Below are 25,363 nucleotides of genomic sequence, written 5' to 3'. Positions count from 1 at the left end.
TGGCCGATCAAAGGCAGTCGCGATTGTTTCGAGAATGAGGCGATCTTGGTCACGAGGGTTGCCGTTAGCCGTGCTTCTTGATTATCCGAAAGCGCTGCAGCCGCTGATGGGCACACAGTACGACATCGTCCCACGGAACGCTTCGGAATTCGAGGCGATCAAGATCGGCTTTCAGCGTTTCAGTCGGCGATCCTTGACCGTAACGGCCTCCGACAGATACCGGAGCATGGCCGGTAAGCTGGTCGAGGCTTTGATTGTCGATCTTGAGCCGCCGCCCTTCACGCTTCATCGTATGACGGGTCGAATAGAACGATTTATCCGGTTCATTGATGCCGAGTTTGCGCAAAGCATCGTTGATCCGGCCCGACAGATACTTGTAGCGGTCGCCGTATTTATCGGCCTCGAGTTCGTCGAACAGCCATTCTGCGCCACGGTCACGCTGCAAGCGCGCGAATTCCGCGAAGCCGGCTTCCAACAAGATCCAGTGGATTGGGACGTCGCGAACTGAGCTACGCGTCTTCTGCCGTCGGGGGCGGGTCTCGCTGGTCGAAGCAGCGGCAGGACGGTTCCGGCGATCGCGACGGAACCGCATGACCCATTCGCGATCGTCCTGAACGATTTCGGTGGGTTTCAGTTTGCAATGTTCACCTGGGCGCGATCCGTGGAAGGGTGCCAGGAACAGGATCCAGAACATGGTGTCGTCGTAGGCGTCCGGGTTGGTCATCAATGGCGAGGCGTAAATTTTGTGCATATCCTCGTCAGAGAAGTGATCGCGCTCGTCACCCTCCCAAGCCGCTCCCTCAACCGAGATGCCTTGCGCTGGATTGCTGGAAATCCACTCCGCGTCCTTGGCCACGCTCAAGATTGCACGGAGCGCAGTCAATTGCTTGCCTACGGTCGGGGGGGATAGCGTCGGCAGAGCTTTAGCGTGCGCCAACGCGATCTGCTCGGTTAGCGGCAAGGCGCTGACAGCCTTCTTCGGGCGGAAGGGCAATTGTTCAACCAAGGAGATGAAGGTCCGCACCATCGCAGGCGTGATCGCTTCGACCGCGCTGGTGCCGCTGAGTTCTTCGAATCGTGCTATCGCGTTGGCGAACTCGTCGGCTGTTTTGTCCTTGCCGGTGATCCGCTTGCGGCGGCGCCAGAGATCGAAAGCTTCGGACAACGTGTGATGACTGGCTGGTACAGGGGAGGGCGGCGTTGCCAAAAGCGGCATCAACGCATCGGGTGATGCCACGACGGGCAAGTTGGCGGTCGACGGAATGACAACAGGGCGCAACGCTTCGCGGATGCCAACCGGCCAGGATCCGAACCTGTGCTCGGCCAATCGGGTCAGGTAGGCGTGCGCAATACGATCATAGCTAGCCTTGATGGACAGGTCGATTGCAGGGACAAGGTACGGCAGATAGCTGATCGCAAAGTGGAGCGGTTCGTACACGCCCTGCGCCAGCAGCTCACGGGCAAGTTCCTGATAAACGATGCCGCTGGTAGCGGCATTGCTCTCGAGGATTTCAGCGCGAAGTTGAAACCGCCTGCGTTCCTCATCGTCATCGATCGACGGAATTGGCGATGGTTCCGGGTCGAGCAGACTCGTCCAAGCTTCGCCGAGATGCTGACGCTCCACGGCCTGCGCATGGACGTTGCTCCACGAGGACCGGACGATCGACGCCAGCTTCTGCAATTCGCCGACTACCGCAAGATCCATCGAACGGGAAAAGCCGGCCAGCTTTTCGAAGGCCTGATCGACCAGCACGTCGGCGGACTGCTGGGCTTGCTGTGCCAAGATCATTCGCAGCCGGATCACCTCGCCCTTGTAATGCGCGCTCCAGGCAGCGCGGCGCTGTGCGGCGAGGTTGGGTTCTGCAGTGCTCAGCGAGTGCTGCCAGGACGTCTTGCCGGCAAGGTGACGAATGTCCTTCGGGACGTCCATCCGGAACCATGCGTTTCGCGAGGTCGCGCGCTTGTGGGAATGACTCATTCAACGCCCCATTCGTAGCACCCTTTCGTAGCATCGGGCACCTAATGAAGCATTGATTTCCGCCGCTTTCCGTCAAATTCCGCGACTTATCGCTGGAGTGGTGACCCCTACGGGAATCGAACCCGTGTTTCAGCCGTGAAAGGGCCGCGTCCTAACCGCTAGACGAAGGGGCCGTGAAGGCGTGGACGGGCTGTTAGGGGAGGGTTTGCGATCGGTCAACACACTTTCGTATTTTTCTGTCAATCCGCCCATGCCATGTCGTCGATGTGCAGTTCGGCGGCGGGGCGGCTGCCCCAGTCGTCGAGCTTGGCGCGGCCGGCCAGCCACAGCTTGCGGTGCGGCGGTGCCCCCAGCAGCGCCGCACCGAGATCGGTTTCGGCTTGGCGGAACGCCACGCCCTTGAACCGGCGGCCGTCGTCGCCAGTCAGGATCGCGCGGACATGGCCGTTGCCGACGATGTCCGCCTTCACGATCCGCACCGGCCCGGCGGCGACGCGCGGCGAGGGCCAGCCCATGCCGTACGGACCGCCGGCCTCCAGCGCCTCGATCAGCGACGGGCTGACCCCGCCGGGGGCCAGCACCGCGTCGACCAGCAGTGCGCGGTCCTCGCGGGCGCGCTCGACCGGCTCGGCCATGCGCGCGTGCAGGAAGTCGGCGAGCGCGGGAATCGCCGCCTCCGCCACCGTCACCCCCGCCGCAGCCGCATGGCCGCCGCCCGCGCTGACCAGCCCCAGTTCCTTTGCGGCAAGGATCGTCGCGCCCATGTCGACGCCGGGGATCGAGCGGCCCGATCCCTTGCCGACGCCATGTTCGTCGATGGCGATGACCAGTACCGGCCGCCCGAGCTTTTCCTTCAACCGTCCGGCGACGATGCCGATGACGCCCGGATGCCAGCCGCGGCCCGACACGACCACGCAGCCACGCGAGTCCTGAGCCCGCGCCGCGAGGTCCGCCTCCGTCTGGACATCGCCCTCGATCAGCCGGCGTTCCTCGTTCAGCCGGTCGAGTTCGACGGCCAGCGCCCGCGCTTCCTCCGGATCCTGCGTGGTGAGCAGGCGGACGCCGAGATCCGATTTGCCGACCCGCCCGCCGGCATTGATCCGCGGCCCCAGCGCAAAGCCGAGATCGGTACAGGTCGGCGCGCGAGTCAGGCGAGATGCCTCGATCAGCGCGGCGAGGCCGATATTGCGCCGCCCGGCCATGACCTTCAGCCCCTGCGCGACGAAGGCCCGGTTGAGGCCCCGCAACTGCGCGACATCGGCGACGGTGCCGAGCGCGACGAGGTCGAGCAGGTCGAGCAGGCGCGGCTCGGCCCGGCCGGCAAAAAAGCCCCGCGCCCGCAACGTCCGCAGCAACGCCGCGCCCAGCAGGAACGCAACGCCCACCGCCGCCAGGTGGCCGTGCGCCGCGCCTTCGCCTTCGTCGAGGCGGTTGGGGTTCACCACCGCCAGCGCGGGCGGCAATTGCGTCGTGCACTGATGGTGATCGACCACCAGCACATCGACCCCGGCATCGCGCGCGGCGGCGAGCGCATCGAACGCCTGCGCCCCGCAATCGACGGTGACGATCAGCGTGGCACCTTCGCCCGCCAGTCGCAGCATCGCCGGGGCATTGGGGCCATAGCCCTCAAGCTGCCGGTCGGGAATATAGGGGCGGGCGGCGAGGCCCAGGTCGCGCAACAGCCGCACCAGCAACGCGGCCGAGGTCGCGCCGTCGACATCGTAATCGCCGAAGATCGCGACCGGTTCGCCCGCGATCACCGCATCGGCGAGGCGGTCGGCGGCGCGGTCCATATCGCGGAAGATCGACGGGTCGGGCATGAACTGGCGAATGCTGGGCGTCTTGTGCGCATCCAGCCCGTCGCGCGGGCAACCGCGTGCCAGCAGGATACGGGTGACGAGGTCGTCGGCGACGAACCCTTCGTCGCAGACATCGCCCTCCAGCCCCCGCCAGCGCCAGGGTTGGCCGAGGATCGAACGATGCACATTGAGAACGGAACGCATCGACGCTCAATACGGTCGTGCGGGCGGCGGGTCCAGCAGGACGCCCCGCGCCGCATCGGCACTGGAAATTCTCGGCCCAAGCGCGCAAAGACCCGCCTATGAAGCGCAAGACCGGACAAGACCGCAGCATCACCGCCAACTGGCGTCCCGCAACGCAGGCCGTGCGCGGCGGCACCGCGCGCAGCGAATATGGCGAGACGTCGGAGGCGCTGTTCCTCACCTCGGGCTATGCCTATGATTGCGCGGGCGATGCCGCCGCGCGCTTTGCGGGTGAGCAGGTCGGCATGACCTATTCGCGGTTGCAGAATCCGACCGTCGAGATGCTCGAAGAGCGCATCGCCCTGCTGGAGGGTGCCGAGGCGTGCCGGACGATGGCGACCGGTATGGCGGCGATGACCGCGTCGTTGCTGTGCCAGTTGTCGGCGGGCGATCATCTGGTCGGCGGGCGCGCGGCGTTCGGATCGTGTCGCTGGCTGACCGATACGCTGCTGCCGAAATTCGGGATCGAGACGACGGTGGTCGACGCGCGCGATACGCAGGCGTTCATCGATGCCAGCCGTCCCGCTACGAAGGTCTGGTTCTTCGAAACGCCGGCCAACCCGACGATGGATGTCGCCGACCTGACCGCGATCTGCGCCGCGGCGCGTGAGCGCGGCATCGTTACCGTCGTCGACAACGCCTTTGCCAGCCCGGCACTGCAACGGCCGATGGAGTTCGGTGCCGACGTCGTCGCCTATAGCGCGACCAAGCTGATGGAAGGGCAGGGGCGCGTGCTCGCCGGGGCGGTGTGCGGGACCAAGGCGTTCATCGACGACGTGCTGCTGCCGTTCACGCGCAATACCGGACCCACGCTCAGCGCGTTCAACGCGTGGGTGGTGCTGAAGGGGCTGGAGACGCTCGACCTGCGCGTGATGCGCCAGTCGGAGAACGCGCTGAAGGTCGCCAGCTTCCTTGAAAAGCGCGTGCCGAAGATCAACGCGCCGGGCCTGCCCAGCCATCCGCAGCACGAATTGTGCATGCGCCAGATGAAGATGGCCGGGCCGATCTTCTCGTTCGAACTCGATGGCGGGCGCGCGCAGGCGCACGGGCTGCTCGATGCGCTGCAACTGATCGATATCTCGAACAATATCGGCGACTCGCGGTCGCTGATGACGCATCCGTCCTCGACCACCCATTCGGGCTTGGCCGAGGAAAAGCGGATCGAGATGGGGATTTCCGAAGGGATGATCCGCATCAATGTCGGGCTGGAAGATCCCGAAGACCTGATCGCCGATCTGGATCAGGCATTGCGGGCGGTCGCCCTATGAAGGCGCTGTTCCCGCACGAGGCGACGACCGCCGGCATCGCGGTGCGGGTATCGGCGACCTATCTGCCCGAACAGTCGCAGCCCGCGCAGGGCCGCTGGTTCTGGGCCTATCATATCCGGATCGAGAACGGGTCGGATCGCACCGTCCAGTTGCTGACCCGCCACTGGATCATCACCGACGGACGCGGCGAACGGCATAGCGTGGAGGGCGAAGGCGTGATCGGCGAACTCCCGGTGATCGAACCGGGCAGCAGCTTCGACTATGTGTCGGGCTGTCCGCTCTCCACGTCGAGCGGTGCGATGCAGGGCAGCTATCAGATGCTCGCCGATGACGGGGATACGTTCGACGTGGCGATCCCGCGCTTTGCCCTGCTGGCACCGGCGGTCGGGGCATGAAACGGACGCACCTCCCGCTAAACGGCCTGCGCGTGCTCGACGCCGCCGCGCGGCACCTGTCGTTCACCCGCGCCGCCGATGAACTGGCGGTGACGCCGGCGGCGGTCGGGCAGCAGGTCCGCGCGCTGGAGGATACGCTGGGCGTCGTCCTGTTCCGGCGCACGACCCGTGGTCTGGAGCTGACGCCCGAGGGGGAGGCCGGACTGGTCGCACTGCGCGGCGGCTTCCTGCAATTCGAGGAAGCGGTCCGCGCGATGCAGGCGGGCCAGTCGTCCAAGTCGCTGACCATCGCCGCCCCGCGGGACCTGACCCAGAAGTGGCTGCTCCCGCGCCTGTCGCGGATCGCGACGACCGATCCCGAACTGCGCTTCGCCCTGGTCGCGTCCGACGATGCGATCGACTTTACCGAAGCCAATCTCGACCTCGCCATCCGCTGGGGCGACGGGCCGGGCGCGCATGAGGGCGAGGCGCTCGAATCGGACGGCATGGTCACGATCGAACGCGCCGGCGGCGGTGCGGACACGCGGATCGGCTGGGCCGGGTGCGAGCCGGAGGATGCGGCGGCGCTGGTCCGGGTCGCCGACGCCGGCCTCGCGATCGACGCGGCGGTGGCGGGACTGGGCCGGGCGACGGTGCCCGAACTGCTCGCACGCGGTGACATCGCTGCCGGACGGGTGGCGGTGGTCGGCGAACCGAAGGGCGGCCGGCAGGGATACTGGTTGGTCGCGCCGTTGCCGCAATGGCGGCAGGCGAAGGTGAAGGCGTTGGTCGACGCACTGGCGGGGTAGGCGCAAAGCCCCCGTTGCCCGCAACCAACCCATTCTACCGCGCCGCCGGCTTGCCCCGGTGCCCGGTCCGGGCCATCTGCACTCCATGCACACCGCCCACGACACCCTCGCTCTGATCGGCAACACGCCCCTCGTCCGCCTGAAAGGGCCGAGCGAGGCCGCCGGGGCGGAGATTTTCGCTAAATGCGAATTCGCCAATCCCGGTGCCAGCGTGAAGGATCGCGCCGCGCTGTCGATCGTCGAGGATGCCGAGGCGCGTGGCCTCATTCAGTCCGGCGGGACGATCGTCGAGGGGACGGCGGGCAATACCGGCATCGGGCTCGCGCTGGTCGCCAATGCCAAGGGCTATCGCACGATCATCGTCATGCCCGAGACGCAAAGTCGCGAGAAGATGGACACGCTGCGCGCGCTGGGGGCCGAGCTGGTTCTGGTCCCGGCCGCACCCTATTCGAATCCCGGCCACTTCGTGCACACCAGCCGGCGGATCGCCGAGGAAACGCCGAACGCGATCTGGGCCAACCAGTTCGACAATATTGCCAATCGCCGCGCGCACATCACCGGCACCGCGTCCGAAATCTGGGAGCAGATGGACGGGCGGATCGACGGGTTCACCTGCGCCGCCGGGACCGGCGGGACGCTGGCCGGGGTCGGGCTGGGTCTGAAGGAAAAGGACGAATCGGTCACCATCGCGCTGACCGATCCGCACGGCGCGGCGCTGTACGATTATTATGCCCATGGCGAATTGCGGTCGGAAGGATCGTCGGTCGCCGAAGGAATCGGGCAGGGGCGGATCACCGCCAATCTCGACGGTGCGCCGATCGACACCCAGTTTCGCGTGTCGGACGCCGAAGGCATGGTCTGGGTCCGCCGCCTGCTGGCCGAGGAAGGGCTGTGTCTGGGCCTGTCGTCGGGCATCAACGTCGCGGGCGCGGTGCTGCTCGCTCGGCAATTGGGGCCGGGCAGTCGCGTCGTGACGATCCTGTGCGACACCGGCTTCCGGTACCTGTCGACGCTCTACAATCCGGAATGGTTAACGGCGAAGGGGTTGGTGGTCGACAGCGCGGAGACTTCGGCCTAACAAGCCTGCGAATGTTGCCACGGTCCGATCAATCGCAACTGCTGCAACGCCTGCGCGTCGGCGCGACCGGTCTCGTGCTGGTCGTGTTTCTGATCGTGCTTGCAAGCGCATTGTTCCGCTCCGCCATCGACGAACCGCCGATCGGCGAGGACGTCGCGGCGGTCGAGGGTTCGGCGAATGCCGCGCTCGCCAATCTGACCGCGAGCAATCCCGACGAACCGCTTGCCGAACTGGGCATATCGCCGGGCACCGCGCCGGGCGATAACGCGGCAACCCCCGAAACGCGCTGAACCTTCTGCTCGCGCGGCACCGTCTGCCGCGTGATCTCCTCTGCGAGCAACAGTCGTTCGCCGCTGCCGATGCGGCGGCGCAACCGGCCTTCCGTCTGGAGTCGAGGAACTCAGCGCGTGCCAGTCTCGCCCGACTGCGACGGTCCGGCCGCCCATCCGCACCTGTCGCGCACCGCCTTCTACCCCGAATGGGGTACCCTTCCATCCCCGTGCCCGGCTAAGCGGAAAAGTGCTTGAGAACAAACGACGTACATCCCATAAATCGACATCGCGGTGGGGTAAAATCCCATCCTCACCCAACTTCGCCCATTGTTACCCAGATCTAGTTTTGATACTTCCTTAACCGTCACAGGGGGCAGGTCCTGGGATCGTCGAATCTTCTCGCGCGGCGCGTATTTGCCGGGCGCGACGCTTCTCCTGCGTGACCGAACAGGGGCGATGTGTCGGACAGGGAACTCTACCTGAGCTATGGGCTACAGGCGGTCGACGCGAAGGGTCGCGTCGCAGTGCCTGCCAAGCTGCGCTCGGTGCTGGAGAAGAACGCCGACGCCCGCGAACTGCTCATCAAGCGGCACGGCAAGCATGTCTGCCTCAGCGCGTTCGACACCGCCTGGCCCAAGATCCTGTACTCGCGCCGGCCGCAGGGCAGCGACGAGGATGTCGACACCGACTACAATGTCGCGGGCAAGGCGTTCGGCAACCTCGAATCGGCACCGTTCGACAGTGCCGGGCGCTTCGTGCTGCCGACCTTTTATCGTCGCCGGGCGAAGATCGACAAATGGGCGTTCTTCCATGGGCGCGGCGACACCTTCAACATCTGGGACCCGTTCACCCTGATCGCCGATGCCGAGATCGACGCGGACACCCGCGAACTGTGCGAATTCCTGATGGAAGAGAAGGGGCTGCAATGACCGCCGCTCCCCACATTCCGGTGCTGCTGGCCGAGGCCGTCGCGGCGCTCGCGATCCAGCCGGGCGAGACCCATGTCGACGCGACGTTCGGCGCGGGCGGCTACACGCGTGCCATGCTCGCGGCCGGCGCGCGGGTGATCGCGTTCGACCGCGATCCGACCGCGCACGTCGCTGCCAGGCCGCTGCTCGACGAAGCCGGCGACCGGCTGCTGCTGATCGAGGCACCTTTTTCGGCGATGGCGGGTGAATTGGCGGCGCGCGGCATTGACGCGGTCGACGGGGTCGTCATGGATATCGGCGTATCCTCGATGCAACTCGATCAGGCCGATCGAGGCTTTTCCTTTCAATCGGATGGCCCCCTCGACATGCGGATGAGCCGGGAAGGCATGACGGCGGCCGAATGGCTGAACACTGCCGATGAGGCCGAGATTTCCGACGTGCTCGACCGCTATGGCGAGGAGCCGCGCCACCGCCGCGTCGCGAACTTCATCGTCGGCGCGCGGCCGCTGTCGCGCACCGGCGAACTGGCGGCGGTCGTGCGCCGGGCGCTCGGCCACCGGCCGCATGAAAAGAAGGACCCGGCGACCCGCGCGTTCCAGGCGGTCCGTATTCACCTGAACGACGAGCTGGGCGAATTGACCGCCGGGCTCGACGCGGCGGAGCGGGTGCTGCGTCCCGGCGGGCGGTTGTCGGTGGTCAGCTTCCACAGCCTCGAGGACCGGATCGTGAAGCGTTTCCTGCGGACACGCGGCGGCGCGATGCCTGCCGGTTCGCGGCACCGCCCGGTGGTGGTGCAGGGACCGGCCCCCAGTTTCGGCAACATCGCCAAGGCGGTGCGGCCAAGCGACGAAGAAGTGACGATCAATCCGCGCGCGCGTTCGGCGACGTTGCGCGTGGGGCTTCGCACGGCGTCTGCGCCGTGGAATTCGACCGGGAGTGCGATGTGATGGGTGCGTTCGGGTTCGGAGCGTTGGGGAAGCTGGTGGCGCTGGGGGTGATGGCCCCCGCCTTCTACCTCGTCATCTCGCAGGGCGCGGCGGAGCGCGGGCGCGTCGAGGCGATCGAGCGGTCGATCGTGCAGGCGCGACAGGACATCCGTTCGCTCGAAACCGAATTCGATACCCGCGCGAACATGGCGCAGCTCGAACGCTGGAACGGTGACGTGCTGGCGCTCGCCGCGCCGCGCGCCGAACAATATGTCGGTGGCGAGCATCAGCTGGCGTCGCTGCCCGGCCGGACCGAGGGCGGCAATGTCGCGCTCGCCTATGTCGTGCCCAGCGCGCCGATGGAGGCCGCGCCGGCCCCCGAACCGGCCCTCGCCGCCGCAGCGCCGGTCGCCGCGTCCGCGCCTGTCAGGGTCGAACCGGCGCGCAACGTGAAGCCGGTCGGCCCGGTACAGACGGCACGGGCGGATGTGATCCCGGCAAAGGCACGGGCAGTGGCGATGCTCGACCGAACCCTGTTAAGCGATGCGACGATGGCCGATCTGGCCCGCTCCGCCCGCAAGGAAGCCGCCCGCCCGTGATCGTCGTCGTCGCCCCTTCGCTCAACCAGCAGCGTGCCGATGGCGCCCGGCATACGCTGGTGAACGTCGCCCATTACCGGTTGATGGTGCTGATGCTGCTGTTCGCGGCAGGGGTGGCGGCTATTCTCGTGCGACTGATGCTGCTTGGCGTCATGGCCGAACCGCGTTCGGCGATCGCGGCGGAAGCGGCGCTGGTCCCGCTCCGCGGCGATCTGGTCGATCGCAACGGCGCGCCGCTCGCGCGGACCATCGATGCGTGGTCGATCGCGGTGCGTCCCGACAAGGTGATCGGCGACAAGCGGCAACTGGCCGAGCAGCTCGCCGCGCTGATGCCCGATCACGACGCGGCCTATTATTACGCGCAGCTCAATCTCGACCGCGGCTTCGTCTATCTGCGCCGCCGGGCGCTGCCCGAACTGGTGCAGGCGGTGAATGCGCTCGGCGAACCGGGCATCGCGCTGGGCCGGGAACCCGAACGCCTGTATCCGCAAAGTGCGATGGCGGCCCATGCGCTCGGCTATCTCGACATGGACGGGCGCGGCGTGCGCGGCATGGAGAAATTCCTGAACGCGCGGCTGATCGACCCGGCCGAACGCGGGCGTCCGGTGGCGCTCAGCCTCGACACGCGGGTGCAGGCCGCGCTGGAGAGCGAACTCGCCAATGCGATGGCGGTGTTCCAGGCGCGCGGCGCGGGCGGCGTCGTCCTCGACAGCGATACCGGCGAAGTGATCGCGATGACCTCGCTGCCGACCTTCAATCCCAACCACGTCACCGCGAACACCGGTCAGATGAACACGGTGACGCAGGGCGTGTACGAATTGGGCTCGGCGTTCAAGCCGCTGACCATGGCGGCGGCGCTCGACGATGGGGTCGTCCCGTCGCTGTCGAAGCGGTACGACGCGACCGAGCCGCTGCATGTCGGCGGCTTCCGCATCCGCGACGATCACGCGCAGAAACGCTGGATGAACGTCCCCGAAATTCTCGTCCATTCGTCCAATATCGGCACTGCACGTATCGCCGACGAAATGGGCCAGGCGCGGATGGAAAAGCTGTTCCGCTCGCTGCATTTCGATGCCGCGCCCGATATCGAACTGGAAAAGTCGCGTACGATCTGGCCGCGCTACTGGGGCCGGACGACGACCATGACCACCGCCTTCGGGCATGGCATTGCCGTTACCCCGCTGCACCTCGCCAGCGCCTATGCCGCGCTGGTCAATGGTGGCATCTGGCGTCCGGCGACGATCCTGAAGCTGAAGCCCGGACAGGCTCCGGCGGGTCGCCGCGTGTTTTCGGAAGCGACCAGCGCCAAGATGCGTGGGCTGCTGCGCCTGATCGTTACCGACGGTACCGGCAAGAAGGCCGAAGCTCCCGGTTTCCGCGTCGGTGGAAAGACCGGTACCGCCGAGACGGTTGGCGCGCATGGCGGCTATTCGAAGCGCGTGAACGTATCGACCTTTGCCGCCGTCTTTCCGATGGATCGTCCGCGCTATGTCGTGATCGCGATGCTCGACAGCCCGAAGGGGACGAAGGAGACGTTCGGTTTCACCAGTGCGGCATGGACCGCCGCACCGGTCGTCAGCCGCGTCATCTCGCGGACCGGTCCATTGTTGGGGGTGATTCCCGACGCCAATGCCGATATCGACGTCGCCGGACTGCGCGGGCTGCTGTGGCACGCGCCGGGTGATGCGAAGAAACTGGCGAACGTGGAATGAAATTAGGGACGATTACCGGCGGTGACGAACCGCAGATCGTGACCGGCTTTGCGATCGACCATCGCAAGGTCGCGCCGGGCACCGTCTTCGGCGCGTTCGAAGGGGCGCGGGTGAATGGCGAGGACTATATTCCCGCCGCGATTGCCGCCGGGGCGATCGCCGTCGTCGCCCGACCCGAAGCGGTGGTCGAGGGCGCGGTCCATATCGCCGTGCGGGACCCGCGAGAGGCCTTTGCCCGTGCCGCCGCGCAGTTCTTCGCGCCGTTCCCGCCGACCTGCGTCGCGGTCACCGGCACCAATGGCAAGACCAGCACCGTGGAAATGGTGCGACAGTTGTGGCGGATGCAGGGGCATCACGCCGCATCGATCGGCACGCTGGGCGTCACCACCGCCGACGAACGCGTCGTCACCGGGCTGACCACGCCCGACATCGTCACCTTCCTGTCGAACGTCGCCGGGCTGGCGCGCGAGGGCGTGACCCATGTCGCGTTCGAGGCGTCGAGCCACGGCCTGTCGCAATATCGCACCGAAGGGCTGCCGGTCCGCGCCGCCGCCTTCACCAATCTCAGCCGCGATCACCTCGACTATCATGGTGACATGGCCACCTATCTGACCGCCAAGCTGCGCCTGTTCGCCGAGATGCTGGCCGATGACGGTACGGCGGTGGTGTGGGTCGACGATCCCCATGCCGACCGCGTGATCGATCTGGCGCGCGTCCGCGGCAACACGCTGATCACCGTTGGCGAACATGGCGATACGCTGCGCCTGACCGCGCGCGTGCCGAGCTTGCTGGGACAGGCGCTGACGATCGAGGCCGAGGGGCAGGCACATCAGGTGCAACTGCCGCTGATCGGCGCCTATCAGGCGGCGAACGCGCTGACCGCCGCCGGGCTGGTGCTGGCGACCGGCGGCACCCTCGCCGCGACGCTGGCCGGGCTGGCGCGGTTGCAGCCGGTGCGCGGGCGGCTGGAACGCGCGGTGATCCTGCCTAATGGCGCGCCGGTCTATGTCGACTATGCCCACACCCCCGATGCGCTGGAGGCGGCGATTGCCGCACTGCGTCCGCACGCTGCCGGGCGGCTGATCGTCGTGTTCGGTGCGGGCGGCGACCGCGACACCGGCAAGCGGGCACCGATGGGCGAGGTCGTGGCGAACCATGCCGACGTCGCGATCGTCACCGACGACAATCCGCGCACCGAAGACGCCGCGAGCATCCGCGCGCAGGTATTGGCGGGCGCGCCGGACGCGACCGAGATCGGCGACCGTCGCGCCGCGATCCGCGCCGCGTGCGCGATGGCGCAGTCGGGCGACATCGTGCTGATCGCGGGCAAGGGGCATGAACAGGGCCAGATCGTCGGCGACATGATCCTGCCCTTCGACGACGTGCAGGTGGCGCGTGACTGTGCAGGCTGACGGAGCCGGTCCGCTCTGGACATCGGCAGCGATCGCCGCTGCGACCGGCGGTATCGCTTCGGCCGACTTCGACGCGAACGGCGTCGCCTTCGACAGCCGCGAGGTCGGGTCTGGTGACCTGTTCGTGGCATTGTCGGGGGAGGCGACCGACGGCCATCATTTCGTCGCACAGGCCTTTGCGCAAGGGGCGGCGGGCGCACTGGTGTCGCAGCCGGTCGACGGGCCTCACGTGCTGGTGTCCGACACCACTGCCGCGCTCGACCTGCTCGCCCATGCCGCCCGCGCCCGCACGACCGGGCGGATCATCGGCGTCACCGGATCGGTCGGCAAGACCGGCACCAAGGAAGCATTGTTCGCCGCGCTCGACCGCGTCAGCTTCGGACAGGCGCACCGCTCGGTCAAAAGCTACAATAACCATACCGGCGTACCCTTGAGCCTCGCTCGCATGCGCGCGACGACGCGGGCGGCGGTGCTGGAAATGGGCATGAACCATGCGGGCGAGCTGTCGCGGCTGACGCGGCTGGTCCGGCCCGACATCGCGATCATCACCACCATCGCCCCCGCCCACACCGAATTCTTCACCGGGGAAGACGCGATCGCCCGCGCCAAGGGCGAGATTTTCGAAGGGCTGACCCCCGGCGGCGTCGCGATCGTGCCGTTCGACAGCCCGCACCGCGACACGCTGATCGCGGCGGCCACGCCCTTTGCCGGCCGCATCGTGACGTTCGGCCTGCGCGAGGGTGCCGATGTCCGCGCGATCGAACATGTCCGCCTCTCCTCGGGCGACAGCTTCGTGACCGCCCGGCTGGGCGAGCGCGAGGTCAGCTACACGCTGGCGCAGCCCGGCGACCATTGGGTCGCCAATTCGCTGGCGGTGATCGCGGCGATCGATGCGATCGGCGGCGATCTCGGCGTGGCCGGGCTGGCGCTCGCCGATCTCGATGGCCTTGCCGGGCGCGGCGCGCGTCGCCGGATCGCGGTCGGCGACGGCGAGGCGCTGATCATCGACGAAAGCTACAACGCCAACCCCGCCTCGATGCGCGCGACGCTGAAGGTGCTGGCCGCCGAAACCGCCGGGCGCCGCGTCGCGGTGCTGGGCGAAATGCGCGAGCTGGGGGATTCGTCCGACGCCTATCATGCCGCGCTGGCGGTCCCGATCGACGAAGCGGGCGTTTCGCGCGCCATATTGGTGGGGCAGGGGATGCTCCCCCTTGCCAAGGCGCTTGAGGGGCGCGTCGAAACCGTCCATGTGCCCGACGCCGCCGCCGCCGCGCGGGTCCTGTCGGACCTGCTGCTGCCTGGCGATGCGGTACTCGTAAAGGGATCGAACGGGGTGGGGCTGGCGCGGGTCGTCGCCGACCTGTGGGGCCAGAACTGATGTTGTACGAAATCGCCGAATATCTCGGCTTTCCCGGTGTGCTGAACCTGTTCCGCTACCTGTCGTTCCGCACCGGTGCGGCGACGGCGACGGCGCTGTTCCTCGGCCTCATCATCGGTCCGCGCTTCATCGGCTGGCTGCGCGTGCGACAGGGCAAGGGGCAGCCGATCCGCCTCGACGGACCGCAGAGCCACCTCGCCAAGCGCGGCACGCCGACCATGGGCGGGCTGATGATCCTGACCTCGCTCACGGTCGCGGTGCTGCTGTGGACCGATCTCGCCAATCCGTTCGTCTGGGCCTGCCTGTTCGTGACGCTGGGCTTCGCCGCGATCGGCTTCCTCGACGATTATGACAAGGTGCGAAAGGCCAGCACCGCCGGCGTCTCGGGCCGGGTCCGGTTGCTGCTCGAATTCTTCATCGCCGGCGTCGCCAGCTGGATCATCATCCGCCAGACCGGCACGATGCTCTACGTGCCCTTCTTCTCGGGCGTGGCGATCGATCTGGGGCCGTTCTACATCATCTTCGCCGCCTTCACGATCGTCGCGTTCGGCAATGCGGTGAACCTGACCGACGGGCTCGACGGGTTGGCGACGATGCCGGTCATCATCGCCTCGGTCGCGCTGATGCTGATCGTCTATATGGTCGGCAACGCCAAGTTCGCCGCGTATCTGGGTATTCCGCACGTGCTGGGCGCGGGCGACCTCGCGCTGTTCTGCGGCGCGATCGTCGGCGCGGGGCTGGCGTTCCTGTGGTACAATGCGCCCCCGGCGGCGGTGTTCATGGGCGATACCGGCAGCCTTGCGCTCGGCGGCGCGCTGGGCGCGATCGCAGTTTCGTCGCACCATGAAATCGTACTGGCGATCATCGGTGGCCTGTTCGTGGTCGAGGCGCTGTCGGTCATCATCCAGGTGTTCTGGTACAAGCGCACCGGCAAGCGCATCTTCCGCATGGCCCCGATCCACCATCATTTCGAACAGCTCGGCTGGGCCGAGGCGACGGTGGTGATCCGGTTCTGGATCGTGGCGTTCGTGCTGGCGCTGGCCGGCCTGTCGACGCTGAAACTGCGGTGATTACCGCTGCCGCCTGGGCGGGGAAGAAATTCGCGGTGCTGGGACTGGCGCGCTCGGGTGCGGCGACGGTGCGTGCGTTGCTGGCGGGCGGCGCGCAGGTCGTGGCGTGGGATGGCGATGAGGCGCGCCGTTCTCCCTCTCTCCGCTTGCGTGGAGAGGGTCGGGGAGAGGGGCCTTCTTCCTCTCCGACGACAGCGCCCGCGACTGCCCCTCTCCCAACCCTCTCCCCTGAAGGGGAGAGGGCTTTAACGTTTGCCGACCCGTTGTCGATCGACCTCACCGGCTTCGACGGCGTGGTCGTCTCGCCCGGCGTGCCGCTCAACCGCCACCCAATCGCCCAGCACGCTGGCGGCGTCCCCATCATCGGCGACATCGAACTCTTCGCGCAGGCCCGCGCCGACCTGCCCCCGCACAAGGTCGTCGGCATCACCGGCACCAACGGCAAGTCGACCACCACCGCCCTGATCCACCACATTCTGACCCAAGCCGGCATCCCCGCGCGAATGGGCGGCAATATCGGCCTGCCGATCCTCGCGCAGGACCCGTTGCCCGAAGGCGGCGTGTACGTCCTCGAACTGTCGAGCTACCAGATCGACCTGACCACCAGCCTCGACTGCGACGTCGCGGTGCTGCTCAACATCACCCCCGACCATCTCGACCGCTATGCCGGGTTCGAAGCCTATGCCGCCTCGAAAGCACGCCTGTTTGCGATGCAGTCCGCTGGCCATGCCGCGATCGTCGGCACCGGCGACGCGACGTCGGCGGCCATCGCCGACACCCTGCCGCACGCCATTCGCATCGCCGTCCCGGCCGACGCGCTCGCCTTTGGCCCCGCGCTTGCCGGTCCGCACAATGCCCAGAACGCGCTGACCGCCATCGCCGTCTGCGAGGCGCTCGGCCTCGACGCCGACACCATCGGCGCCGGTTTGCAGAGCTACCGCGCGCTCCCGCACCGCATGGCGCACGTCGCCGACCTGAACGGCGTCGCCTATGTCGACGACAGCAAGGCGACCAACCCCGATTCCACCGCACCGGCGCTCAGCGCGTTCGGCCGCATTCACTGGATCGTCGGCGGCCTCGCCAAATCCGACGACCTCGACGCCTGCCGCCCCGGCTTCGGCAATGTCGTGCGCGCCTACACCATCGGCACCGCTGCCGAACGCTTCGCCGAATTGCTCGCCCCCGACATGGCCGTCGAAATCGCGGGCACGCTCGACGCAGCGGTCCGCAGTGCCGCCGAACAGGCCCAACCAGGCGACACCGTGCTGTTGTCGCCCGCCTGCGCCTCGTTCGACCAGTACAGCGATTTCGAAGCGCGCGGCCGCGCCTTCGCAGCAGCGGTGGAGGCTTTGCGATGACCGATCTGGGACGCGGGCGGGATGTCCGCGCGCTGCGGCAACGGGTCGAAACGCTGCAGGGCCGCAGCGCCCGCTCGCCGATCGGCGCATGGTTTCGCGAAGTCGACCGGGTGCTGCTGCTGATCGCGATGGTGCTGATCGCGATCGGGCTGGTCGCGGTCGCCGCGGCGTCGCCCGCCTCGGCGGTGCGCTATTCGGGCGGCGACGTCACCGTGCCGCCGATGATGTATTTCTGGCGACAGGCGGGGTGGATCGCCTTTTCCTTCCCCGTCATGATCGCAGTATCGATGCTGCCGGTTACCTTCGCCCGGCGGTTGTGCCTGTTCGGCACCGCCGTCCTGCTGCTCGCGCTGATGGTCACCCCGTTCGTGGGCGTGGAGGCGAATGGCGCGCGGCGCTGGGTAAGTCTCGGCATCGGCCAGTTCCAGCCGTCCGAATTTCTCAAACCGATGTTCATCGTCACGACGGCATGGCTGTTGTCGTTGCGCGCCAAGGACCCGCAACTGCCGATGCTGTGGGTCACCGGCGCACTGACGGCGGTCATCGCCGGCTGCCTGATGCTGCAGCCCGATTTCGGCCAGACGGTCATCTTCTGCTGTACCTGGGCGGCGCTGCTGGTGATCTCGGGCATTTCGGTCCGCACCATGGCGCTGCTTGCCGGGGCAGGGGTCGGGCTGGTCGCCGCCGCCTACACCTTCTACGGCACGGCGCGGGTTCGCATCGATGGCTTCCTGTTCCCCGACCCGCAAAGCGCCGCGACCGACAGCTATCAGGTCGACATGGCCCATGCCGTGCTGACCGCCGGCGGTGCGATCGGCACCGGTCCCGGGGGCGGGCGCGTGAAGTTCAAGCTGCCCGAGGCACATACCGACTATATCTTTGCCGTGGTCGGGGAGGAATTCGGCCTGATCGCCTGTGCGATCATCGCGCTGATCTTCCTCGCGATCGTCGTGCGCGTCTTCGTGCGCCTGCTCGATGAGGAGGACGCGTTCAAACTGCTCGCCGCTGCCGGCCTCGCCGTGCAGTTCGGGGCGCAGGCGCTGATCAACATGGCGGTCAATGTCGGAATCGCCCCGTCGAAGGGGATGACGCTGCCGTTCATCTCCTATGGCGGGTCGTCGATGATCGCGCTGTCGACGGCGATGGGACTGCTGCTCGCTTTCACCCGCCGGAACCCGTATCTGAGCCGCTCACCTTACGGCCCACAGCGCTGGAGCGGAGCGAAATGAGCAAACATTATGTCCTCGCCGCCGGGGGCACCGGGGGACATATGGTTCCTGCCGCCGCGCTGGCGGTCGAACTGACCCGGCGCGGCCACCGCGTCGCGCTGGTCAGCGACGAACGCGGCGTGCGGTTCCCCGACCTGTTCGACGGCATCCAGACCCATGTCCTGCCCGCCGGTCGGTTGAGCGGCGGGCCGATCGGCTGGCTGAAGGCCGGGCGGCAGATGCTGGCCGGGCGGTCGATGGCGATCGAACTGTACCGGACGTTCCGCCCCTCGGCGGTCATCGGTTTCGGCGGCTATCCGGCACTGCCGGCACTGCTCGCCGCCTTTGCGCAAAAGGTGCCGACGATCGTCCACGAACAGAATGCCGTGCTCGGCCGGGTCAACCGGCTGGTCGCGGGCAGCGTCGATGCCATCGCCACCAGCTACGAACAGGTCGACCGTCTGAAGGACAAGCATGTCCCCAAGACGCATCTGGTCGGCAATCCGGTGCGCGACAGCGTCCTCACCCTGCGCGATCGTCCCTATCCGATGCTCGATGCGGAGGGAATTTTCCGCGTGCTGGTGACCGGCGGCAGCCAGGGGGCTAGCATCCTCAGCCAGGTCGTGCCCGACGGTCTCGCGCTGTTGCCCGTCGCGTTCCGTCGGCGGATGCAGGTGACGCATCAGGCACGGATCGAGGATATCGACCTGGTGCGCGCCAAATATGCCCAACACGGCATTCCGGCCGAGATCGCGACCTATCTGCCCGACCTGCCCGACCGGCTGGCATGGGCGCATGTCGTGATCGCGCGCGCCGGTGCCTCGACCATCGCCGAACTGACCGCCGCCGGCCGTCCCGCGATCCTCGTGCCGCTGCCCAGTGCGACCGACGATCACCAGACCGCGAATTGCCGCGAGATCGTGACGGCCGGTGGTGGCCGGGCGATCGCCCAGTCGCAATTCACTGCCGCGGAACTGGCGAAGCAAATCCAGAAGCTCGGCCTCGATCCCGCCGCGCTCGCCAATGCGGCGGCGCGTGCGCGCAGTTGCGGGCGGCCGTTCGCGGTGCGTGACATGGCCGATCTGGTGGAGAGCATCGACGCACCCAAGGCGAAAGTGGGCAGGACCGCCCCCGCCAAACGACAGAAGGAAGCATTTGCGTGAAGGGTGTCGCGACCGATATCGGCACGATCCATTTCGTCGGCATCGGCGGCATCGGCATGTCGGGCATTGCCGAGGTGATGCACAATCTCGGCTACAAAGTGCAGGGATCGGACGTCGCCGAGGGCTATGTCGTCGACGGCCTGCGAGCGCGCGGTATCGACGTGCATATCGGCCACAAGGCGGAGAATGTGGAGGGCGTGGCGGTCGTCGTCACTTCCACCGCGATCAAGCCCGGCAATCCCGAACGCGACCATGCGCTGGCGAAGCGTATTCCGGTGGTGCGCCGTGCGGAGATGCTGGCCGAACTGATGCGGCTGAAATCGACCGTCGCGGTCGCGGGGACGCATGGTAAGACGACCACAACCTCGCTGATCGCCGCGCTGCTCGATGCCGGCGGCGTCGATCCGACCGTCATCAACGGCGGCATCATCAACAGCTACGGCTCGAACGCGCGGCTTGGCGCATCCGACTGGATGGTGGTCGAGGCCGACGAGAGCGACGGCAGCTTCCTGCGATTGGATGGCACGATCGCGGTGGTGACCAACATCGACCCCGAACATCTCGACCATTATGGCAGCTTCGACCGGGCGAAGGACGCCTATGTCGAATTCATCGAGAATGTGCCCTTTTACGGCGCGGCGGTGCTCTGTCTCGATCACCCCGAAGTGCAGGCACTGATCCCGCGCATACGCGACCGCCGTATCGTGACCTATGGTTTCTCGGCCCAGTCCGACATTCGCGGCGTCGAGGTGACGGCGGGCCGCGACGGCAACCGCTTCGACTGCGTGGTACGCGACCGTGACGGCCAGACCCGCACGATCTCGGGCATCCACCTGCCGATGGCCGGCCGCCACAATGTCCAGAACGCGCTGGCGGCGATCGCCGTCGCGGTCGAACTGGGTCTCGACGACGCGACGATCGCGCAGGGCTTCGCGAAGTTCGGGGGCGTGAAGCGCCGCTTCACCCGTGTCGGCGAAGTGGCGGGCATGACCGTGATCGACGATTACGGCCACCACCCGGTCGAAATCCGCGCCGTCCTTTCCGCCGCCCGCGAGGCGACCGGCGGGCGGGTCATCGCCGTCGTGCAGCCGCACCGCTATTCGCGATTGGGCGCGCTGATGGATGAGTTCGCGCAGGCGTTCAACGACGCCGATGCCGTTCATGTCCTGCCCGTCTATGCCGCCGGCGAGACCCCGGTCGATGGCGTGAGCGCCGAGGCACTGGTCGACGGCATCCGCCTGCGCGGCCACCGTTCGGCACAGGTCGCGGCGGACAAGGACAAGCTCGCCTCCGCGCTCGCCGCCGAAGGGCAGGACGGCGATCTGATCGTCTGTCTGGGTGCCGGCGACATCACCAAGATCGCCGCCGGCCTTCCCGCCGCGATCGGTGAGCGACTGGCATGAGCGACTGGTTCTCCACCGCGATCGAGATGCAGCGCGAGATTTTGCGCGCGCAACAGGCGCAGCTCGACGCGGCGAGCAAGTTGCTCGACACCGCCGAGACGAAGGACATCGGCGAAGTCGGCAAGCAGATCGTCGATGCGCAGGCCGAGGCATGGACCGCGTGGGCGCGCTTCTGGAGCGGCGGCAAATGACCCTGCCGCCGGTCCGTGGCAAACTGACCGCGAACGCTGCTTTGGCCCCGCTCGTCTGGTTCAAGGCAGGTGGTGCGGCGCAGTGGCTGTTCGAACCGGCCGATACGGACGACCTGTGCGACTTCCTCCGCGCGCTCGATCCCGCGACGCCGGTGATGGGGCTGGGCCTCGGCTCCAACCTGATCGTGCGCGACGGCGGCGTGCCCGGCGTCGTCGTCCGTCTCGGCAAGGCCTTCGCCAAGGTCGTGGCGGACGGCCTGACGCTCACCTGCGGCGGCGGAGCGAGCGGCATCCTCGTCTCCTCGACCGCGCGCGATGCAGGCATTGCCGGCGTCGAGTTCCTGCGCTCGATCCCCGGCACGGTCGGCGGTTTCGTGCGGATGAACGGCGGTGCCTATGGCCGCGAGGTGGCGGATGTGCTGATCAAGGCGCAGGTCGTCACCCGCGACGGCACGCTGACGACGCTGGCCAACGCCGACCTCCACTATCGCTACCGCCACAGCGACCTGCCCGCTGGCGCGATCGTCGTATCCGCCACCTTCCGCGGCGAGCAGGGTGAGCCGCAGGCGATCCAGGCCGAAATGGACCGCATCGCGTCGGCACGCGAAGCATCGCAACCGCTGCGCTCGAAGACCGGCGGCTCGACCTTCAAGAACCCGGACGGCCACAAGGCATGGGCGCTGGTCGACGCTGCCGGGTGCCGGGGGCTGGCGCGCGGCGACGCGCAGGTGTCGGAAAAACATTGCAATTTCCTGCTGAACACCGGCAACGCCACCAGCGCCGATATCGAGGCGCTGGGCGAGGACGTCCGCGCGAAGGTGCTGGCCGCCTCGGGCGTGACGCTGGAGTGGGAAATCCAGCGGGTGGGGGTGGCGTGACCAACCTGTCACCAACCACCCCGTTCGGTTCGAGCAGCTTCGAGCGAAGTCGAGAAGCGCCCGTCGAGAACGCGCGCGTCACCACCGCCTTCTCGACTACGGGTCTCGACAAGCTCGACCCTGCGCTCGAAGCAAACGGGTATAGTGTGATAACGAAGGAACCGACCGCGTGACCGACCCCTTGCACATCGTCGTCCTCATGGGCGGCTGGTCGTCGGAACGCGAAGTCTCGCTGATGTCCGGTGCGGGCGTCGCCACCGCGCTCGAATCGCTCGGCCACCGCGTCACCCGCATCGACATGGACCGCAACATCGCCGCGCGCCTGACCGAGGCGAAGCCCGACCTCGTCTTCAACGCGCTCCACGGATCGCCCGGCGAAGACGGCACGGTGCAGGGCATGATGGACCTGATGGGCCTGCGCTATACGCATAGCGGCCTCGCCACCTCGGTCATCGCGATCGACAAGGTGCTGACCAAGCAGGCGCTGGTGCCTGCCGGCGTGCCGATGCCCGGCGGCCGCATCGTGAAGACGCAGGAACTGCACGAACGCGACCCGCTGCCGCGCCCGTACGTCCTGAAACCCGTCAGCGAAGGCTCCTCGGTCGGCGTCGCGATCGTCACCGACGACAGCAATGTCGGCAACCCGATCGCAGCGGACGCGAAAGGTCCATGGCAGGAATTCGACGAACTCCTCGCCGAACCCTTCATCCGCGGTCGCGAACTGACCACCGCCGTCCTCGGCGACCGCGCGCTGGGCGTCACCGAATTGAAGCCCAAGAGCGGTTTCTACGATTACGACAGCAAATATACCGACGGCCTGACCGAGCATGTCTGCCCCGCCGACATTCCCGACGATGTCGCCCAGGCCTGCATGGCCTATGCCGTCACCGCCCACCGCGTGCTGGGGTGCAAGGGCGCATCGCGCACCGACTTCCGCTGGGACGATAATCAGGGCATCGACGGCCTGTTCGTCCTCGAAACCAATACCCAGCCCGGCATGACCCCCCTGAGCCTCGTCCCCGAACAGGCGCGCCATGTCGGCATGAGCTACGAAGCCCTTGTCGGCTGGATCGTGGAAGAAGCGATGCGATGACCCAGACCGGAAAGCGCGTCGTCCAGACCCGCACCGTCAAGCCCAAGCGCCGCGTCCAGCAGAAGCGCCCGGTCCGTGCCTCGGTCCTCGATCAGGCGGTCGCGGCGCTACCCGGTGGTGCCGCGACCGCGCGCCGCATCGTCGGCTGGAGCTTGACCGCCGGGGCCGGGGCGATCGTCGTCGCGCTCGCCAACTGGTTCGGCCTGTTCGGCATGGTCGGCGTGGCGGCGGCCGAAGCGGTCGGATCGGCCGGCTTCCGCGTCGAACAGATCGAGGTGACCGGCCTGAAGCGCATGGACGCGACCTCGGTCTATGCCGTGGCACTCGACCAGCGGTCGCGGGCGATGCCGCTGGTCGATCTCGACGCCACCCGGCAGAAACTGCTCGGCTATGGCTGGATCGCCGATGCCCGCGTCTCGCGCCGGCTGCCCGATACGCTGGTCGTCGACGTGGTCGAACGCGATCCGGCGGCGGTGTGGCAGAACAAGGGGCAGTTGATGCTGATCGATGAAGGCGGGGTGCTGCTCGACGGCGTTCAGCCCAACCGGATGCCGCGCCTGCCGCTGGTCATCGGCGACGGTGCGAATGCGCAGGAACCCGCCTATCGCAAGCTGATGGCAGCCGCGCCCGCGCTGAAACCGGTGGTAAAGGCGGCGGTGTGGATCGGCAATCGCCGCTGGGACATCCTGTTCCAGACCGGCGAGCGGCTGGTCCTGCCCGAAGGCGAGGCCGATTCGGCGAAGGCGCTGGTGAAGTTCGCCCAGCTCGACGGCACGCTCGGCCTGCTCGGCAAGGGCTATGACCGGTTCGACCTGCGCGATCCGACCAAGCTGGTCGTGCGGATGAAACATGCGACGCCGGACGAGGGCGAGGACGACGCTGGCGACAATGCGACCGCGGCGGCACCGCCGACCGACGTCGACTGAACAGGGGGGGCATATGGCGAAGACGGCACCGGAAGGCATCATCACCGCACTCGACATCGGCACGTCGAAAGTGTCGGCACTGATCGCGCGCGTCGACGACAGCGGCGAACTGACCGTGCTCGGCACCGGCCAGCGCGAGAGTCGCGGCGTCAAGCGCGGCTATATCGCCGACATGAAAGCGACCGAGACGGCGGTTCGCGAAGCGGTCGAACAGGCCGAACGCATCGCCGGCTTCAATATCGAGGATGTGTGGGTCAGCTTTTCGGCGGGTGGCCTCGTGTCCGATATCGTCAAGCTGGAGGTCGATCTGGGCGGCCACCGCGTCGAACAGTCCGATATCGATGCGCTGCTCAAGGCCGGTCGCAACGCGATCGATCCGGGTCAGCGCATGGTGCTGCATGCGCAGCCGATGCGCTACACCCTCGACGGTCTGGGCGGGGTGCAGGAGCCCAAGGGGCTGCACGCCGATCGCCTCGGGGTCGAAATCCATGTCGTCGCCACTGAAGGATCGCCGGTCCGAAATCTCGACCTGTGCGTCCGTTCGGCGCATCTCGAAACCAAATCGATCGTCGCCGCGCCGGTCGCGACCGGGCTTGCCTGCCTGTCGGAGGAAGAGCGCGAACTGGGCGTCGCGCTGGTCGAAATCGGTGCGGGGATCACCAACGTCTCGGTCTTCGCCAATGGCGTGCTGACCGGCCTCGCCTCGATCGCGATGGGGGCCAGCGACATCACCGACGACGTCGCCTCGGCCTTCGGCACCAACCGGGCGCAGGCCGAGCGGCTGAAATGCTTCTACGGGTCGGCCAACATGTCGCCGCGCGACAATCACGACATGATCGAGGTCGCACCGGTCCGCGCGGACGAGGATGCGGAGGGGACGCGGATCACCCGCGCGCAACTCATCACCACCATCCGCCAGCGGCTCGAACGGCTGGTCGGCGAAATCGGCAAGGAACTGCGCCGGCTGAACTTCGACGATCCGGTCGGGCGACAGGTCGTGCTGACCGGCGGCGGTGCCGAGTTGAAGGGGATCGCCGATTACGCGCAACAGGCGCTGGGTCGCCCGGTCCGCGTCGGTCGCGCGCGCGGGTTGACCGCGTTGCCGGAGGCGCATTCGGGTCCCGGCTTCGCGACGCTGGCCGGCCTCGCCATGTTCGCCGCATCGAACCCGGTCGATTTGCGCGCGTTACAACCCACGCAGCAGATGGTATCGCGCCCCAGTACGGGTGCGCTGTTCCAGCGGCTGATGACCGCATTCCGCACCAACTATTGACTTTTTCTACCCATCGGGCCGCG

Annotated in this window: 24 protein-coding genes and 1 tRNA gene; 22 read left to right on the top strand and 3 right to left on the bottom strand. The window is 67.4% G+C overall.

Annotated elements, in window-relative coordinates; all coding sequences use genetic code 11:
- Positions 1-64: 64 nt before the first annotated feature.
- The 3 genes from ASE50_RS17565 to recJ all read right to left on the bottom strand — a co-directional run bounded on the left by ASE50_RS17565 (position 65) and on the right by recJ (position 3,981).
- Positions 65-1,978 carry a DUF6538 domain-containing protein gene (locus ASE50_RS17565; protein ID WP_156347280.1) on the bottom strand — a complete coding sequence of 638 codons (1,914 nt, stop codon included), beginning with the start codon at positions 1,976-1,978 and terminating at the stop codon, positions 65-67.
- Positions 1,979-2,076: 98 nt separating this feature from the next.
- Positions 2,077-2,151, bottom strand: a tRNA-Glu gene (locus ASE50_RS17560).
- Positions 2,152-2,217: 66 nt separating this feature from the next.
- Positions 2,218-3,981 carry a single-stranded-DNA-specific exonuclease RecJ gene (recJ, locus tag ASE50_RS17555; protein WP_056403691.1) on the bottom strand — a complete coding sequence of 588 codons (1,764 nt, stop codon included), beginning with the start codon at positions 3,979-3,981 and terminating at the stop codon, positions 2,218-2,220.
- Positions 3,982-4,079: 98 nt separating this feature from the next.
- On the opposite strand from recJ, the gene ASE50_RS17550 reads away from it, so the two are divergent.
- From ASE50_RS17550 to ftsA, 22 genes are all read left to right on the top strand, one after another.
- Entirely contained in the window at positions 4,080-5,288 is a 1,209-nt protein-coding gene (locus ASE50_RS17550; protein WP_056403686.1) for a trans-sulfuration enzyme family protein, read from the top strand.
- The gene (gene apaG / locus ASE50_RS17545) at positions 5,285-5,683 is read left to right on the top strand and encodes a Co2+/Mg2+ efflux protein ApaG (RefSeq protein ID WP_056403683.1); all 399 of its coding nucleotides are present in this window, start codon (positions 5,285-5,287) and stop codon (positions 5,681-5,683) included. Before ASE50_RS17550 ends, apaG begins: the two co-directional genes overlap by 4 nt.
- Positions 5,680-6,471: a LysR family transcriptional regulator gene (locus ASE50_RS17540; RefSeq protein ID WP_056403681.1), complete on the top strand. Its 792-nt coding sequence runs from the start codon at positions 5,680-5,682 to the stop codon at positions 6,469-6,471. The genes apaG and ASE50_RS17540 overlap by 4 nt, the downstream gene beginning before the upstream one ends.
- Before the next feature lie 85 nt (positions 6,472-6,556).
- Positions 6,557-7,549 carry a cysteine synthase A gene (locus ASE50_RS17535; RefSeq protein ID WP_056403679.1) on the top strand — a complete coding sequence of 331 codons (993 nt, stop codon included), beginning with the start codon at positions 6,557-6,559 and terminating at the stop codon, positions 7,547-7,549.
- Between the two features lie 11 nt (positions 7,550-7,560).
- Positions 7,561-7,839 (top strand): hypothetical protein, encoded by a 279-nt coding sequence (locus ASE50_RS17530; protein ID WP_056403677.1) that lies wholly within the window; start codon positions 7,561-7,563, stop codon positions 7,837-7,839.
- A 440-nt stretch (positions 7,840-8,279) separates the two neighbouring features.
- Positions 8,280-8,750, top strand: coding sequence for a division/cell wall cluster transcriptional repressor MraZ (locus ASE50_RS17525; protein WP_056403674.1), 471 nt, complete (start codon positions 8,280-8,282; stop codon positions 8,748-8,750).
- On the top strand, positions 8,747-9,697 hold the full coding sequence (rsmH, locus tag ASE50_RS17520) for a 16S rRNA (cytosine(1402)-N(4))-methyltransferase RsmH (RefSeq protein WP_056403672.1): 951 nt from the start codon (positions 8,747-8,749) through the stop codon (positions 9,695-9,697). The genes ASE50_RS17525 and rsmH overlap by 4 nt, the downstream gene beginning before the upstream one ends.
- Positions 9,670-10,275, top strand: a complete 606-nt coding sequence (locus ASE50_RS17515; RefSeq protein WP_156347279.1) for a hypothetical protein — start codon at positions 9,670-9,672, stop codon at positions 10,273-10,275. The genes rsmH and ASE50_RS17515 overlap by 28 nt, the downstream gene beginning before the upstream one ends.
- Positions 10,272-11,987, top strand: coding sequence for a peptidoglycan D,D-transpeptidase FtsI family protein (locus tag ASE50_RS17510; RefSeq protein WP_056403666.1), 1,716 nt, complete (start codon positions 10,272-10,274; stop codon positions 11,985-11,987). Before ASE50_RS17515 ends, ASE50_RS17510 begins: the two co-directional genes overlap by 4 nt.
- The gene (locus ASE50_RS17505) at positions 11,984-13,399 is read left to right on the top strand and encodes a UDP-N-acetylmuramoyl-L-alanyl-D-glutamate--2,6-diaminopimelate ligase (protein ID WP_056403663.1); all 1,416 of its coding nucleotides are present in this window, start codon (positions 11,984-11,986) and stop codon (positions 13,397-13,399) included. The genes ASE50_RS17510 and ASE50_RS17505 overlap by 4 nt, the downstream gene beginning before the upstream one ends.
- Positions 13,383-14,777: a UDP-N-acetylmuramoyl-tripeptide--D-alanyl-D-alanine ligase gene (locus ASE50_RS17500; RefSeq protein ID WP_235512423.1), complete on the top strand. Its 1,395-nt coding sequence runs from the start codon at positions 13,383-13,385 to the stop codon at positions 14,775-14,777. The genes ASE50_RS17505 and ASE50_RS17500 overlap by 17 nt, the downstream gene beginning before the upstream one ends.
- The gene (gene mraY / locus ASE50_RS17495; protein ID WP_056403919.1) at positions 14,777-15,847 is read left to right on the top strand and encodes a phospho-N-acetylmuramoyl-pentapeptide-transferase; all 1,071 of its coding nucleotides are present in this window, start codon (positions 14,777-14,779) and stop codon (positions 15,845-15,847) included. Before ASE50_RS17500 ends, mraY begins: the two co-directional genes overlap by 1 nt.
- On the top strand, positions 15,844-17,205 hold the full coding sequence (gene murD, locus ASE50_RS17490; protein WP_056403657.1) for a UDP-N-acetylmuramoyl-L-alanine--D-glutamate ligase: 1,362 nt from the start codon (positions 15,844-15,846) through the stop codon (positions 17,203-17,205). Before mraY ends, murD begins: the two co-directional genes overlap by 4 nt.
- Entirely contained in the window at positions 17,202-18,434 is a 1,233-nt protein-coding gene (locus ASE50_RS17485) for an FtsW/RodA/SpoVE family cell cycle protein (protein ID WP_056403654.1), read from the top strand. The genes murD and ASE50_RS17485 overlap by 4 nt, the downstream gene beginning before the upstream one ends.
- On the top strand, positions 18,431-19,576 hold the full coding sequence (gene murG / locus ASE50_RS17480; RefSeq protein WP_056403653.1) for an undecaprenyldiphospho-muramoylpentapeptide beta-N-acetylglucosaminyltransferase: 1,146 nt from the start codon (positions 18,431-18,433) through the stop codon (positions 19,574-19,576). The genes ASE50_RS17485 and murG overlap by 4 nt, the downstream gene beginning before the upstream one ends.
- The gene (gene murC, locus ASE50_RS17475; RefSeq protein ID WP_056403650.1) at positions 19,573-20,979 is read left to right on the top strand and encodes a UDP-N-acetylmuramate--L-alanine ligase; all 1,407 of its coding nucleotides are present in this window, start codon (positions 19,573-19,575) and stop codon (positions 20,977-20,979) included. Before murG ends, murC begins: the two co-directional genes overlap by 4 nt.
- Positions 20,976-21,170 (top strand): hypothetical protein, encoded by a 195-nt coding sequence (locus ASE50_RS17470; protein WP_056403647.1) that lies wholly within the window; start codon positions 20,976-20,978, stop codon positions 21,168-21,170. The genes murC and ASE50_RS17470 overlap by 4 nt, the downstream gene beginning before the upstream one ends.
- Positions 21,167-22,048, top strand: a complete 882-nt coding sequence (gene murB, locus ASE50_RS17465) for a UDP-N-acetylmuramate dehydrogenase (protein WP_056403644.1) — start codon at positions 21,167-21,169, stop codon at positions 22,046-22,048. The genes ASE50_RS17470 and murB overlap by 4 nt, the downstream gene beginning before the upstream one ends.
- A complete protein-coding gene (locus tag ASE50_RS19585) occupies positions 22,045-22,221 on the top strand; it encodes a hypothetical protein (RefSeq protein WP_235512422.1) in 177 nt (58 codons plus the stop codon). The genes murB and ASE50_RS19585 overlap by 4 nt, the downstream gene beginning before the upstream one ends.
- Positions 22,218-23,141 carry a D-alanine--D-alanine ligase gene (locus ASE50_RS17460; protein WP_200909459.1) on the top strand — a complete coding sequence of 308 codons (924 nt, stop codon included), beginning with the start codon at positions 22,218-22,220 and terminating at the stop codon, positions 23,139-23,141. The genes ASE50_RS19585 and ASE50_RS17460 overlap by 4 nt, the downstream gene beginning before the upstream one ends.
- Positions 23,138-24,067, top strand: coding sequence for a cell division protein FtsQ/DivIB (locus tag ASE50_RS17455; RefSeq protein ID WP_056403641.1), 930 nt, complete (start codon positions 23,138-23,140; stop codon positions 24,065-24,067). The genes ASE50_RS17460 and ASE50_RS17455 overlap by 4 nt, the downstream gene beginning before the upstream one ends.
- Positions 24,068-24,080: 13 nt before the next feature.
- On the top strand, positions 24,081-25,340 hold the full coding sequence (gene ftsA / locus ASE50_RS17450; protein WP_056403637.1) for a cell division protein FtsA: 1,260 nt from the start codon (positions 24,081-24,083) through the stop codon (positions 25,338-25,340).
- Positions 25,341-25,363: the final 23 nt, after the last annotated feature.

Origin of the sequence: Sphingomonas sp. Leaf5, from assembly GCF_001421155.1 — a bacterium.
Taxonomy (GTDB): Bacteria; Pseudomonadota; Alphaproteobacteria; order Sphingomonadales; family Sphingomonadaceae; genus Sphingomonas.
The sequence above is the reverse complement of the archived record's forward strand: the minus strand, read 5'-3'. Positions and strand labels throughout refer to the sequence as shown.

Bases quoted from the DNA above. Each gene is read 5' to 3' on its own strand.
- ASE50_RS17565 (WP_156347280.1), bottom strand. From the start codon at position 1,978: ATGAGTCATTCCCACAAGCGCGCGACCTCGCGAAACGCATGGTTCCGG.
- recJ (WP_056403691.1), bottom strand. From the start codon at position 3,981: ATGCGTTCCGTTCTCAATGTGCATCGTTCGATCCTCGGCCAACCCTGG.
- ASE50_RS17550 (WP_056403686.1), top strand. From the start codon at position 4,080: ATGAAGCGCAAGACCGGACAAGACCGCAGCATCACCGCCAACTGGCGT.
- apaG (WP_056403683.1), top strand. From the start codon at position 5,285: ATGAAGGCGCTGTTCCCGCACGAGGCGACGACCGCCGGCATCGCGGTG.
- ASE50_RS17540 (WP_056403681.1), top strand. From the start codon at position 5,680: ATGAAACGGACGCACCTCCCGCTAAACGGCCTGCGCGTGCTCGACGCC.
- ASE50_RS17535 (WP_056403679.1), top strand. From the start codon at position 6,557: ATGCACACCGCCCACGACACCCTCGCTCTGATCGGCAACACGCCCCTC.
- ASE50_RS17530 (WP_056403677.1), top strand. From the start codon at position 7,561: ATGTTGCCACGGTCCGATCAATCGCAACTGCTGCAACGCCTGCGCGTC.
- rsmH (WP_056403672.1), top strand. From the start codon at position 8,747: ATGACCGCCGCTCCCCACATTCCGGTGCTGCTGGCCGAGGCCGTCGCG.
- ASE50_RS17505 (WP_056403663.1), top strand. From the start codon at position 11,984: ATGAAATTAGGGACGATTACCGGCGGTGACGAACCGCAGATCGTGACC.
- mraY (WP_056403919.1), top strand. From the start codon at position 14,777: ATGTTGTACGAAATCGCCGAATATCTCGGCTTTCCCGGTGTGCTGAAC.
- ASE50_RS17485 (WP_056403654.1), top strand. From the start codon at position 17,202: ATGACCGATCTGGGACGCGGGCGGGATGTCCGCGCGCTGCGGCAACGG.
- murG (WP_056403653.1), top strand. From the start codon at position 18,431: ATGAGCAAACATTATGTCCTCGCCGCCGGGGGCACCGGGGGACATATG.
- ASE50_RS17470 (WP_056403647.1), top strand. From the start codon at position 20,976: ATGAGCGACTGGTTCTCCACCGCGATCGAGATGCAGCGCGAGATTTTG.
- murB (WP_056403644.1), top strand. From the start codon at position 21,167: ATGACCCTGCCGCCGGTCCGTGGCAAACTGACCGCGAACGCTGCTTTG.
- ASE50_RS17455 (WP_056403641.1), top strand. From the start codon at position 23,138: ATGACCCAGACCGGAAAGCGCGTCGTCCAGACCCGCACCGTCAAGCCC.
- ftsA (WP_056403637.1), top strand. From the start codon at position 24,081: ATGGCGAAGACGGCACCGGAAGGCATCATCACCGCACTCGACATCGGC.